The 13,827-nt window shown below is 31.2% G+C and carries 11 protein-coding genes; 10 read left to right on the top strand and 1 reads right to left on the bottom strand.

Features of this window, described 5'->3' with window-relative positions:
* The first annotated feature begins 96 nt into the window (after window positions 1–96).
* Both LOS86_RS10820 and LOS86_RS10815 read left to right on the top strand, forming a co-directional pair.
* Window positions 97–1,026: an ABC transporter ATP-binding protein gene (locus tag LOS86_RS10820; protein WP_231842116.1), complete on the top strand. Its 930-nt coding sequence runs from the start codon at window positions 97–99 to the stop codon at window positions 1,024–1,026.
* Window positions 1,027–1,081: 55 nt separating this feature from the next.
* On the top strand, window positions 1,082–2,089 hold the full coding sequence (locus LOS86_RS10815; protein ID WP_231842115.1) for a 3-oxoacyl-ACP synthase III family protein: 1,008 nt from the start codon (window positions 1,082–1,084) through the stop codon (window positions 2,087–2,089).
* 103 nt (window positions 2,090–2,192) lie between these two features.
* Here the strand turns inward: LOS86_RS10815 and LOS86_RS10810 are convergent, their stop codons facing one another.
* On the bottom strand, window positions 2,193–4,607 hold the full coding sequence (locus LOS86_RS10810; RefSeq protein WP_231842114.1) for a TonB-dependent receptor: 2,415 nt from the start codon (window positions 4,605–4,607) through the stop codon (window positions 2,193–2,195).
* Window positions 4,608–4,775: 168 nt separating this feature from the next.
* Between LOS86_RS10810 and argS the strand changes: the two genes are divergently transcribed.
* The 8 genes from argS to LOS86_RS10770 all read left to right on the top strand — a co-directional run bounded on the left by argS (window position 4,776) and on the right by LOS86_RS10770 (window position 13,623).
* A complete protein-coding gene (gene argS / locus LOS86_RS10805; RefSeq protein ID WP_231842113.1) occupies window positions 4,776–6,560 on the top strand; it encodes an arginine--tRNA ligase in 1,785 nt (594 codons plus the stop codon).
* Window positions 6,561–6,625: 65 nt separating this feature from the next.
* Window positions 6,626–8,077, top strand: a complete 1,452-nt coding sequence (locus LOS86_RS10800) for an SGNH/GDSL hydrolase family protein (RefSeq protein WP_231842112.1) — start codon at window positions 6,626–6,628, stop codon at window positions 8,075–8,077.
* Complete coding sequence (locus LOS86_RS10795) at window positions 8,067–9,491, top strand: GDSL-type esterase/lipase family protein (protein ID WP_231842111.1); 1,425 nt, start codon at window positions 8,067–8,069, stop codon at window positions 9,489–9,491. The genes LOS86_RS10800 and LOS86_RS10795 overlap by 11 nt, the downstream gene beginning before the upstream one ends.
* The gene (locus LOS86_RS10790; protein ID WP_231842110.1) at window positions 9,491–11,005 is read left to right on the top strand and encodes an MBOAT family O-acyltransferase; all 1,515 of its coding nucleotides are present in this window, start codon (window positions 9,491–9,493) and stop codon (window positions 11,003–11,005) included. The genes LOS86_RS10795 and LOS86_RS10790 overlap by 1 nt, the downstream gene beginning before the upstream one ends.
* 58 nt (window positions 11,006–11,063) lie before the next feature.
* Window positions 11,064–11,267 carry a DUF6132 family protein gene (locus LOS86_RS10785; RefSeq protein ID WP_231842109.1) on the top strand — a complete coding sequence of 68 codons (204 nt, stop codon included), beginning with the start codon at window positions 11,064–11,066 and terminating at the stop codon, window positions 11,265–11,267.
* A 55-nt stretch (window positions 11,268–11,322) separates the two neighbouring features.
* The gene (locus LOS86_RS10780) at window positions 11,323–11,646 is read left to right on the top strand and encodes a hypothetical protein (RefSeq protein ID WP_231842108.1); all 324 of its coding nucleotides are present in this window, start codon (window positions 11,323–11,325) and stop codon (window positions 11,644–11,646) included.
* 63 nt (window positions 11,647–11,709) lie between these two features.
* Window positions 11,710–13,308 (top strand): hypothetical protein, encoded by a 1,599-nt coding sequence (locus tag LOS86_RS10775; RefSeq protein WP_231842107.1) that lies wholly within the window; start codon window positions 11,710–11,712, stop codon window positions 13,306–13,308.
* Window positions 13,309–13,416: 108 nt separating this feature from the next.
* The gene (locus LOS86_RS10770; RefSeq protein ID WP_231842106.1) at window positions 13,417–13,623 is read left to right on the top strand and encodes a hypothetical protein; all 207 of its coding nucleotides are present in this window, start codon (window positions 13,417–13,419) and stop codon (window positions 13,621–13,623) included.
* The last annotated feature ends 204 nt before the right edge of the window (window positions 13,624–13,827 follow it).

Genomic DNA, 13,827 nt, shown 5'->3' with positions numbered 1-13,827 from the left:
CAATTTGATGTTTCACCTATTTCAAAATAAATACCAAAGTTGCATTGGTGACAAATTGACATAATTTTTAATCTTATCTTTGTAAAAAAAATAATCATGCTGTCGGTTCAAAATATTACTTTTTCTTATAACGAAATTCCAAATTTACATGCGATTTCTTTACAATTGCCAAAAGGTAGAAATTTGGCTTTAATAGGAGAAAGTGGTTGTGGAAAAAGTACGTTATTAAAATTGATTTATGGATTGTATGACTTAAATGAAGGGCAAATTTTTTGGAATGATATAGAAGTGTTGGGTCCAAAATATCATTTAATTCCAGGGATGCCTTTCATGAAATATTTGGCTCAAGATTTCGATTTGATGCCTTATATTACAGTTGCTGAAAATGTAGGGAAGTACCTATCTAATTTTTTTCCAGAAGATAAAAAAGCAAGAATAGCAGAACTCCTTGAAATTGTTGAAATGACAGCATTTGCAGATGTGAAGGCAAAATTATTAAGTGGTGGACAAATGCAACGCGTCGCCTTAGCTCGAGTTTTGGCTTTAGAACCTGAAGTTTTATTGTTAGACGAACCTTTTAGTCATATTGATAATTTTAGAAAAAATAGTTTAAGACGTAAACTATTTGGTTATTTAAAAGAAAAAGAAATTACGTGTATAGTGGCCACGCATGACAGTACAGATGTGTTATCTTTTGCTGACGAAGTAGTGATCATAAAAGAAGGTAAAATTGTAGCAAGTGGTATTCCAAAAGATATTTATGAGAATCCAAATCATAAATATGTAGCCTCATTATTTGGTGATGTTAACGAAATTGAAATTGAAGGAGAATTGAAATTTGTTTATCCGCATGAATTAAAAGCAACAGTAAATTCTGATTTTAAGGTTGAGGTTTTAAATTCTTATTTCAGAGGAAGTCATTATTTAATGGAAGCTAAGTATCAAAATCAAATTGTTTTTTTTGAACATGATTTTGAAATAGAAAAAGGGAAGACAGTTTCATTAGAATTTTCAAAATCTAATTAAATCATCACACAATTAATAATTTCGTATTTTTGTAGCTTAATTTAGATAGAAAAGTATGTATCATTCAAAAATTTCAGGTTTAGGTTATTACGTTCCTAATAATGTGGTAACAAACGATGATTTATCAAAAATAATGGATACTAACGACGAGTGGATTCAGGAACGTACTGGAATTCAAGAACGTCGTCATGTGATAAGAGGAGAAGATACCACCACTTCAATGGGGGTAAAAGCAGCACAAATTGCTATTGAACGTTCTGGCGTTGCTAAAGAAGATATCGATTTTGTCATCTTCGCAACTTTGAGTCCCGATTATTATTTTCCAGGACCAGGTGTTTTAGTGCAACGTGATTTAGGTTTAAGAACGGTTGGCGCATTAGATGTTCGTAATCAATGTTCAGGATTTGTATATGCGATTTCAATTGCTGACCAATACATCAAAACCGGAATGTATAAAAACGTTTTAGTAATTGGTTCTGAATTGCATTCAACTGGTTTAGATATGACTACTCGTGGAAGAGGTGTTTCAGTAATTTTTGGTGACGGTGCAGGAGCAGCTGTACTTTCAAGAGAAGAAGATTTATCTAAAGGAATTTTATCTACTCATTTACATTCTGAAGGGCAACATGCAGAAGAATTGTCATTAATTGCTCCAGGGATGGGCAAACGTTGGGTAACCGACATTATTGCAGATAACGATCCAAACGATGAAAGTTATTATCCATACATGAACGGACAATTTGTTTTCAAAAATGCAGTAGTTCGTTTTAGTGAAGTAATTAACGAAGGTTTGCAAGCGAATAATTTGCAAGTTTCCGATATTAATATGTTGGTGCCACATCAAGCGAATTTGAGAATTTCACAGTTCATTCAACAGAAATTCCGTTTAACAGATGACCAAGTGTTCAACAATATTCAAAAATACGGAAATACCACTGCAGCCTCTATTCCAATTGCTTTAACTGAAGCTTGGGAACAAGGTAAAATTAAATCAGGTGATTTAGTAGTTTTAGCTGCTTTTGGTTCTGGATTTACTTGGGGAAGTGTTATTATTAGATGGTAATTTTTAGAAAATTGAATAAAGAAAATAGAATATAGAAAAAAAACGCTCTGAATTTTCAGAGCGTTTTTGCTATTTACTAATCACTAACGACTAATTACTAAAATTAAAACATTCCACCACCACTTTGTGTTTCGTTAGCATCTCTTTGTTTTCTTGCTAAAGCACGGTTTTTTCCACCACCAAACATGTAATTGAATCCTACATAAAACGTTTGACTTTCCCAGTAAAAAGCACCTTGTTGTCTAAACGGAATGTTACCATCAAAAGCAAATCGCATATTTTCAAAAACGTCATTATAACGAGCTGTTATTGTACCTTTTCCTTTTAAGATGTTGTAAGTTGCTCCAAAATCCATTTTATACATTTCTTTTCTATCATATTGTAATCCACGATCTCTACCTCTATACATAGCAAATAATTGGAAACGTAAATTTTTTGTTGCTGTAAAACTGTTGTTAATTCTTGCATTAAATGTTGTTACATCCACTTCGGCATTTTCTAAAGCGTTTGTGTTGGCATTTTGTACCGTTCCTTTAGCAGTTTTGAAATAAACATCGGTACTTACATTAACAGACCACCATGCGGCGAATTTTAAATTTCCTGATGATTCAATTCCGTATGCATTATTATTTGAAAAATTGGCATAAGATAAGATGTTTCTATTTGGATTGTTAGGGTCGTTATAAACAGTTCTTGAAATCTCATCTGAAATGCTTCTATAAAACACACCGCTTGTAATGGATCCAATTTTAGTAGATCTTGTATAATTTACTTCAAACGAATTTGTAAATTGTGGAACTAAATCGGGATTTCCTCTTGATTCCATTAAAGGCGTTGTCCATTCTCTAATTGGGCTAATTTGTCCAATACTTGGACGGTCAACTCTTCTTGAATAATTAAAATTGAAAGAGTTTTTATCATTTGCAGTATACGTTAAAAAAGCCGATGGATAAGCTGTAAATAAATCATCACTTATTTTTTGGGCATCGCTAAAACTTGGATTTGTTTCATTGATGGCAAAATCTGCTTCTAAATCAAAATACTCTAATCGAACACCCAATTGACCACTCCATTTCCCTATTTGCTTTCCTAAATTAGCATAAGCTGAATAAATATTTCTTCCAAATTCAAACGAATTATTAGCACTTGTAAAACTAGGGTTGATATCATTAAAACGATTTCCTGAATTCTGAATTCTCGTCTCAACTCCTAATTCCAATTTAGAATTTTCTGTTATTGGATTTATATAATCAGCATTAAACTGAAAATAATCAGTTGTTCCTTTAACAATATTTCTTCTTTCAAAACTTTCTGATGGGTTTAAAATGGTTTCATCATAAAGTGTGTTTTCATCATTTACCGTATGAGAATAATTCAATTGAAGTTCTAAATTTTCATCTTTCTTTTCAAAGTCGTGCTTAAAAACCATGTCGTAGGTTTGGTTTTTATTATTTCCGTTACTACCAAAAAGCTGACTTGTATTTCTATTGCTAATTGGATCATCATAAGCAACGGTTGTCAATCCTGTGCCAGAACCATAAGTAAAACTTTGATTGGTGTAAGCAGATAGAGTATTTTTATCGTTAATGTAATAATCCATTCCAAATTTTAATAGGTGCGAATTGTTTTTGTTTTTGAATTGGAAATTTTGTAGGTTTTCTTGATTAGTTCTTTCACTATCAACAAATCCGTGATTTGCATTTATTCCGTGATTAAAGCCATAATTGGTGTAAAAATTTATTTTTCCTACGCGGTAATTCATGTTTAATGCCGAATTTGTCTTTGGTGTAATTCCAAAAGTAACTCCAGTGTTTAAAGAACCATTAAACCCGTCTTGCGAATTTTTATGCAAAATAATATTGATGATTCCGCTCATCCCTTCTGGATTATATTTTGCCGAAGGATTTGTAATCAATTCGATTTGTTTGATTGAAGCCGAAGGAATTTGTTGTAACAATTGTTCTACTGAAACATTTGAAGGTTTTCCATCAATTAGAACACGAACATTGCTGTTTCCTCTCATGCTAATTTCTTTCGTTTGAGGATCGATACTAACAGTAGGAATATTATTCATGATTTCTGACGCTGTAGTTCCTGATGCGATTAAATCTTTTCCAACATTAATCACTTTTCTGTCAATTTTTTGAACCATATTAGAACGTTCCGCAACAACTTCTACATCTTTTAATTCGGATACGTCTTCTGAAATAGTTATAGTTCCTAGGTTTAAATTTGATTCTGTTGTTAAATCAATATTTTTTACAACCGTTGTATATCCAATAAATTGAATTTCAACAATGTATTTTTGATTTCCTAATTTAGTGATGATGAAATTTCCTTCTTCTGTTGTAACGCCTCCCGTTACAATTTTGCTATTGTCTTTAACAATAATGTTTACATAAGGCAAAGGTTCATTGGTGTTTTTGTCAATTACTTTTCCTTTGATACTTCCTGAATTTTGTGCAAAACCAAAAGTCATAGCGAACAAAAAGCAGGTGATAATTAGTTTAAGTTTCATTTGTTTGTTTTTAATTAAATGATTGATGATTGTGGTTAATAGACTTCAACAATTGTTAAATGTTACAGTATTTTTGAAATATTTTTTTAATCGAAAAAAAACTAATCACTAATTACTAATCACTAATTACTATTTATTACCTTTGCACGTTCAAAAAAATAAGGTAAAATGACATTACATCACACACTAACAACACACATCCAAAAAGCAGTTCAAGAATTATTCAATATTTCTGTTGAAAAAGTTGAATTTCAAGCTACTAGGAAAGATTTTGAAGGTGATATAACGATGGTGGTTTTTCCTTTGGTAAAAGCATTAAAAGGCAACCCGGTTGAAATTGGAAATCAAATTGGAAATTTCCTTGTTTCACATGCACAAGAAGTAGCAAAGTTTAATGTGGTAGGTGGATTTTTAAATATTGTGATTTCGGATGCTTTTTATATAGAATTTTTCAATTCAATTAAAAACAACGAAACCTTTGGTTTTGTAACTCCTAAAGAAGGTGAAAAAGCGGTAATGGTAGAATATTCTTCGCCAAATACTAATAAACCTTTGCATTTAGGTCATATTAGAAATAATTTATTAGGTTATTCAGTTGCCGAAATCATTAAAGCTTCTGGGAAAAAAGTATATAAAACGCAAATCATCAACGATAGAGGAATTCACATCTGTAAATCAATGTTGGCTTGGCAAAAATTCGGAAACGGGCAAACTCCAGAATCATCAGGATTAAAAGGTGATAAATTGGTTGGGAATTTCTATGTAGAATTTGACAAACAGTATAAAAAAGAAATTTCTGAATTAGTTGCTCAAGGAAAAACAGAGGAAGAAGCAAAGAAATTAGCACCATCTATTTTAGAAGCTCAAGATATGCTACGCAAATGGGAAGCAGGTGATGAGGAAGTAGTAGCTCTTTGGAAAACCATGAACCAATGGGTGTATGATGGTTTTGCTCAAACGTACAAAAATCTTGGTGTTGATTTTGATAGTTATTATTACGAATCCAATACGTATTTACTTGGAAAAGAAGTAGTGCAATTTGGTTTAGAAAAAGGCATTTTTGAGAAAGATCCTGATGGTTCGGTTTGGATTGATTTAACGGCGGATGGTTTAGATAGAAAAATCGTACTTCGTTCTGATGGAACAGCGGTTTACATGACACAAGATATTGGAACCGCAATCCAACGTGTGAAAGATTTTCCAGATGTTGGAGGAATGGTTTATACGGTAGGGAATGAACAAGATTATCACTTCAAAGTATTATTCTTAATCTTGAAAAAGTTAGGATTTGACTGGGCAGATAGCTTGTATCATTTATCTTACGGAATGGTGGAATTGCCTTCTGGAAAAATGAAATCGCGTGAAGGAACGGTTGTAGATGCTGATGATTTAATGGCAGAAATGACTACAACAGCGCAGACAATTTCAGAAGAATTAGGAAAATTAGACGGATATAATGCTAAAGAAAAAGCGAAGCTGTATCAAGTTATAGGATTAGGTGCATTGAAATATTATATGTTGAAGGTTGATCCGAAAAAACAAATGATGTTCAATCCTGAAGAATCGGTTGATTTTAATGGAAATACCGGACCTTTTATTCAATACACTTATGCGCGAATTCAATCGATTTTAAGAAAAGCAGATTTTGATTTCAAAAATGTTGTTGTTTCAAGCGAAGTAGAATTACATGAGAAAGAGAAGGAATTAATTAAACAAGTACAATTGTTTCCAGAGATAATTCAAAGTGCAGCATCCAATCATAGTCCGGCATTAATTGCAAATTATACGTATGATTTGGTAAAAGAATTCAATTCGTTCTATCAACAAGTTTCCATTTTAGGAGAAGAAAATCACGATATAAAAGTCTTCCGTGTTCAATTATCAAAATCCGTTGGAAATACGATTAAAAATGCATTTCAGTTATTAGGAATTAATGTTCCGGAAAGAATGTAATAAGAGTATTGAGTTTGAAGTTACCCTTGATTTTTGAATTTGCTCTTGAACTTGAAATTTAATACATGAACACATCAAAATATTTTTTTCAAACTTTAATTGTGGTAATCGTTTCTGGATTGTCTTTTTTGGCATTCAAAACGTTCTTACCAAAAAAGTTATTTACCGATAGCAAGCTCGATTCTAAAAATGTTGTAGTAGATAGTTTGCTTTTGGAAGCTATTGCTGAAGATGAAGGAAAAGTGGTAGAAGATACATTGTCTAAAACAATTATTGATTTTAAAATTGCAAATGGGATTAAATTTCCACCAGAAACATTTGAAGAATATAAAGGAAATCAATATCTAGTGTCTTTTTTTGAAAAATTATTTCAATTAGAAACTAAAAAAGAAGGCAATGTTCGTATTGCTTATTTTGGTGATTCTATGACAGATGGTGACTTAATCGTTAAAGATTTTAGAACGTATTTGCAAGAAAAATTTGGAGGTCAAGGCGTTGGTTTTGTGAATATTACATCAGAATCAGCTGCTTCAAGAAGTTCTTTAACTCATGAATTTTCAGGAAATTGGAAAACCCAATCGTATTTAAAGGTTAAAAATCCTTCTCATCCTTTTGGTGTTAACGGACATGTATTTTATGCGAATGATACGGCAAATATTGTATGGGTAAAATACAAAGCAAATAAAACAAGATTTGCTTCTGAACTACCTCGACCAACATTATTTTATGGTAATTCAGCTAACAAAGAAGGGAAAATAAATTATATCATTGGTTCTGATACGATTTCAAAAAAATTAGCACCTAATGGATTAGTAAATACGCTAGTACTTTCTGAAAATAATTTGAAAAACATCAAAGTTAATTTCAAAAAAGCTGATTCCATTCCTATTTACGGATTTAATTTTGATGATGGGAAAGGAGTTCATGTAGATAATTTCTCGAATAGAGGAAATTCAGGTTTGCCAATAGGAAGTTTTGATATTGCTACCATGCGAGCGTTTCATTCGAAATTAGATTACGATTTAATTGTTTTACAGTATGGAGCTAATGTATTGAATTATGGTTCTTTAAATTATGGTTGGTACGAAAAACGAATGGCTAAAGTGGTTGCTCATTTGAAAGAATGTTTTCCAGGAGTTGCTATCTTAATTGTATCTACAGCAGATAAATCAACCAAATACGATTCAGAAATGAAAACGGATTCAGCTGTAGTTCCATTAAATACAGCACAAAAGCGATATGCCATTAAATCAGAATCGAGTTTTGTAAATATGTTTACCTTAATGGGTGGAGATGGTTCTATGATACAGTGGGTAGAAAAAGAGCCATCAAAAGCAAACAAAGATTACACGCATTTTAATCATAGAGGAGCTAAAGAAGCTGCGAATTTGATTTTTACCCAATTAAATCAAGGCTATGAAATGTATAAAGAATTGAGAAAAAAACGCAAAAAAGCAGCTGTACCCGTAAAGAAAGATAGTGTAATAACCAATAAAGATTCGGTTTATGAAGATTAGATTTTTGTTGTTTTTGTTGGGATTTTCAATCTTTGGATTTGCTCAAGATTCTTTATTAGTTCCTGTAGATTCAGTTGATATTGAAGTGGAAGTTGTAGATTCGGTTGAAGTTACTTTTTCTAGTAATGATTTTCATAATGTGAATGCTCTTTTGCCTTTTTATGAAAAAATGTATCAATTAGAGCAAAGTAAATCAGGTAAAATAAATATTGTTCATATAGGAGATTCTCATATTCAAGCTGATTTATTCACTGCAAAAATTCGAAATCTATTCCAACAATCATATGGAAATGCAGGTTTCGGATTTACATTTCCTTACAGTGTTGCTAAAACAAATAATAGTGCACCAATTCGATATTCTGCATCTGGAAATTTTCAGAGTTTTAGAAATTTATATGCCGATGTTAATCGACCTGTTGGTTTAAGTGGGATTTCTTTAGAAACAACATCTAGGGATTTTGCCATTCAATTGGTGGTGAAAGATCCTCAATATTATTTCACGAAACTTAAAGTAATTTCGCCTCAAAATGTAAATTTATTTGATGTTTCCGTTTCTAATAAAGATATTGTTATCGAAAGAAAAGTACCTAAAAGAATTACTCACAAAGTTAAGTCTGGTGAAGTTTTGGGAGGAATTGCAAACAAATACAACGTTTCTTTGAAAGTTTTAAAAAAAGCAAATGGATTAAAAAGTGATATGATTCGAGAAGGAAAAGTATTAACTATTCCAACAAAAGGAACACAATCTAAAAGTTCTATAAAAACAGAATATATTCCTATTGAATTACAACCTTCTTTGTTCTCAAATGATTATGTTGCAGAAACGCCTTTAGAAAAAATTGCTATTGTTCCAAATCAAGAAATTGATGATTTTGCATTAAACGGATTGGTTTTAGAAAACGAGAATTTTGGTGTTATTTATCACAGTATTGGGGTAAATGGAGCAAAAGCCTCTGATTTCAATAAATTTAGATTATTTAATGAGCAATTACCAGTTTTAAATCCAGACTTAGTGGTTATTTCTTTAGGAACAAATGAGAGTTTTGACAAACAATCAGAGGAGCAATATTTTGCGCATTTAGACCAAATGATTCAAGGAATTAAAGAAAATAATCCGCAAGCTTGTGTTTTAGTGATGACATCGCCACCTTCAATACTTCATAGAAAGTATAAAAATACATTCATTGAAAAATATGCCCAAATTATCGAAGATAATGCTCATGTTAAAAATTATGCAGTTTGGAATCTTTTGGATGTTTTTGGAGGTAATAAATCTATTAAACGTAATGTAGCTAAAGGGTATATGGCTAAAGATAAAGTACATTATTCAAAGGCAGGATATGAAAGACAAGGCGAATTGTTTTTTGAAGCTTTTAAGCAATCTTACGAATTATATAAATCGACAAAACAATAGTGAAAGCACTTTTTAGTATACAAAATTGGTTTCTTGAGCATGTAGGAAACATCGATTTGGAAACCATTACAAATTGGTTTGTTTATAATCCAAAACAGCCATTACTTTTTAATAGCGCCTTATTTTTAGGGTTGTTTGTAGTGTTTTATTCGATTTATATTTTGTCTCGAAAAACCCATTATTTCCGAATCACTTATGTGGTTTTGTTTTCGTTGTTTTTCTACTATAAATCAAGCGGTTTTTATTTTTGGATATTGTTGTTTTCATCTGTAGTAGATTATTCACTTTCTCGATTAATATTTGTTGAATCTCAAAAATTCTATCGTAAGTTTTATTTGATTTTAAGTTTGGTTATTAATTTAGGAATGCTGGCTTATTTTAAGTACACCAACTTCTTTATTGATAATTACAATACACTTTTTAGTGGAAATATGAAGTTTGAAGATATTATTCTTCCTGTCGGAATTTCTTTTTACACGTTTCAAACCTTAAGTTATACGATTGATGTTTACCGTAAAGAATTAGAACCAACAAAGAGTTTTATAGACTTCTTATTCTTTGTTTCGTTTTTTCCACAATTAGTAGCGGGACCAATCGTTAGAGCAAGTGATTTTATTCCTCAAATTTATGAGAAGTTAAAACTTACAAAAGAAGATTTTAATCGCGCTTTATTTTTGATTATTGGTGGTTTGTTAAAAAAAGCCGTGATTTCAGATTACATTTCATCCAATTTCGTAGACCGTGTTTTTGATGCGCCAAATAGCTATACTTCATTTGAAAACTTAATGGCTTCCTATGGATATGCTATTCAAATTTATTGTGACTTTTCGGGCTATTCCGATATTGCTATCGGTTTAGCGTTATTAATGGGATTTTGGTTGCCTGATAATTTTAGAACACCTTATCAATCGGGTTCGATTACTGAGTTTTGGAGAAGATGGCATATTTCGCTTTCAAGTTGGTTACGAGATTACTTATACATTTCATTAGGCGGAAACCGAAAAGGTAAAATCAGAACCTATTTCAACTTATTCATGACCATGTTATTAGGAGGTTTATGGCATGGTGCCTCTTGGAAATTTGTGGTTTGGGGAGTTTTACACGGAATGGCTTTAGTTGTAGAAAAATTCTTTGGTCAGTTTATAAAATTGCCTAAAAATATTTTTGTTAGAACCATTCAGGTTATTTTGACGTTTCATTTTGTAGTATTTTGTTGGTTGTTTTTTAGAGCAAAAGATTTTACTACGGCATTTCAAATTGCCGAAAATATAACAAAACTTACTTTCAATTTAAATCAATGGCATACTATTATACTAGGTTATAAAAATGTCTTTTTGTTAATTGCAATTGGAGTGATTTGGCATTTTATTCCAGTGAAAACATTAGCTGGAATGCAAAAAACCTTTACATCTTTACCCTTAGTTGCAAAAGCTATTATATTAGGATTGATTTATTGGGTAGTGTATGCAACCGCTTCTGCAGATACCCAACCATTTATCTATTTTCAGTTTTAGTAACTTATGTTACCTAATAGTTTGGTTTTGAATGGTAACTTTGTCATTTAAATAAAACATGAATAAAAAGGAAATTGCAATAACGGTAATTGGAATTATTCTCGGATGTATTTCTGGATATGCGTATTATCATTTTGTTGGCTGTGTCACAGGAACATGTTCAATAACCTCAAAACCTTTAAATAGTACTTTGTATGGAGGTGTTTTAGGTGGATTGTTATTTAATATGATTTATGATTTTTTCAAAAAGAAACAATCATAATTTATTGTGTAACAAATGTTACCAAGCCTATTTGTATTTTGTATATATTTGTTAAATGAAATTTTCAGTTCACATATTATGCGTTTATTTGTTGCTATTGGTGGCATTACCGTCAGTAAGAGCAATGAAAATGCTTACGAGTCAAAATTGTGAACAAACCTGTCATACATCAGGTTCTGAATCTTCGGGTTGTGAAAAAGGGAAAATTATTATGAGTTTAAACTTTAGTCCTGTTCAATTTGTAGGGGAATTAGACTTTAAACCTGAAATTACTTTTCCCGAATTTAAAATCGAAAAGGAACAATCCAATTACGAGAAAATTTTTATTTCTAGATACCAACACTCTATTTGGCATCCGCCTAAGTTTTTCATTTCCTAAATTAGAAAAAGTTGATTTTGATGTTTGTGTTAATTGCACAAGCTTAATTTATAATGGAATAAAATGAAAAATATTTTAATCGTGTTTTTGTTGGCTTTTTTTCAGTCAACAACAGCACAAAGTACCTTTGAATATGATGTGGTACTCACTCCAGTTGTTGTTTCGGGTTTACCCGGATTGCATTCGTATGCTTTTGGACAACATAATGGCAAATGGCTTATTATTGGTGGAAGAAAAGACGGAGTTCATGCACGCCAACCCTTTAATGCGTTTCCTGGAGCACAAAACAATACGGAAATGTATGTAGTAGATGTTGCTACTCAACAAACATGGTCTGCTTCTGTAAATTCGCTTCCTACAGGAATAAAAGAACAATTACAGTCCACTAATATGAATTTTTATCAAGATGGGGATGCATTATTTATCATTGGTGGTTATGCGTATTCTACAACTGCTGCGGATCATAAAACCTTTAATAATTTAACATCGATTGATGTGCCTAATTTGATAAATGCAATTGTAGCGGGAACTCCTATTACTTCTTATTTCAAACAAATATCAAATGATGTTTTTGCGATTACGGGAGGTCAATTAGGAAAAATTGGGAATACTTTTTATTTGGTGGGCGGACATCGTTTTGATGGAAGATACAATCCAATGAACAATCCAACCTTTACTCAAACGTATTCCAATTCCATCCGAAAATTTACTATTGATAATTCAGGTAGTAATTTGAGTTATGCCAATTATGAAGAAGTTGTAGATGCAGTTCATTTGCATCGACGCGATTATAATTTGTTGCCTCAAGTATTTCCTGATGGAGAATTAGGTTACACCATTTCTTCTGGTGTATTTCAAATTGCAGTAGATTTACCATTCTTATATCCAGTTGATATAAAAGTGGGAGGCTATTTTCCACAAACGCAATTCAATCAATATTTGAGTAATTATCATAGTGGTAAAGCTTGTTTGTATGATGCAACTAATAACAGAATGCATAATCTGTTTTTTGGAGGAATGAGTCAGTATTATTATCAAAATGGAACATTATTACAAGATGATACGGTTCCTTTTGTAAAAACGATAAGTCTTACTACTCGTTTTTCTGATGGAAATTTACTAGAATATCAATTACCTGTTGAAATGCCTAATCTAAAAGGTGCAGGAGCAGAGTTTATACCAAATGAGAATTTACCTCATTATACAAATGAAGTAATTCAGTTGTCTAATATTACAGATAATGAATTTGTAATTGGGCATTTATTTGGAGGCATTCAAAGTTCATCTGCATCTGCATTTACAGATAATCAAACTAATTTGACTAGTGCAGATCCTACGGTTTATGAAGTGAAGTTGGTTAAAAATACAACTTTAAGTACACCACAAATTGATGGTAAAAATCCGTTTTCATTTACGGTTTCTCCTAATCCAACTGTAAATGATACGGTTAGAGTAACATTTGAGATGCCATATGCTGCTAAACTAAATTACATGTTAACCAGTATAGATGGAAAAATTATTGAAGAAGGGGAAATAGAAGATACCAAAATGGGAAAAAATGCTATGAACTTTGATATTTCATTTCTTAATTCAAAAATGGTAATCCTTACTTTTATATTTGATGATAAATATTATGTGTCAAAAAGAATAATTAAAAAGTAATAAATGTTAAATTAATAAAAAATTAAGAGTACTGTTTCTAAATTTATATATATTTGTGATAGTACAAAACAAACAAAAGAATAAATAATAATTTAAAAAATAAATACAATGAAAAAATTAGTTTCTATTATGGCAGTGGCTGCTTTTATGTTATCAATGAATGTTAACGCTCAAGAGCCAAAGAAAAAAGCAAAAAAAGAAACAGCTAAAACTGAAAAATCTTGCTCAACTTCAGATAAAAAATCTTGTGGTTCAGAAGGAAAATCAGGTGGATGTTGTTCATCTAAAAAATCATCTGAGAAAAAAGCGGAATAATTTTATTCTAAATAAATTGAAAACGCCCCGATTTTTCGGGGCGTTTTTTTATGTAATAATTGTGGCTGAAATAAAAAATAGGGAATTGTAATTTTGAAATACAATTCATTAATAAGATTGATGATTGTTTTAGTTTTATTGGTTATTAAGAGCGTCTGTATTGGCGCTCTTTCTTTTTTGTAACAATAATTACAAAGTTGTGTA

The sequence above is a fragment of the Flavobacterium cyclinae genome, from assembly GCF_021172145.1.
GTDB lineage: Bacteria > Bacteroidota > Bacteroidia > Flavobacteriales > Flavobacteriaceae > Flavobacterium > Flavobacterium cyclinae.
The sequence above is the reverse complement of the archived record's forward strand: the minus strand, read 5'-3'. Positions and strand labels throughout refer to the sequence as shown.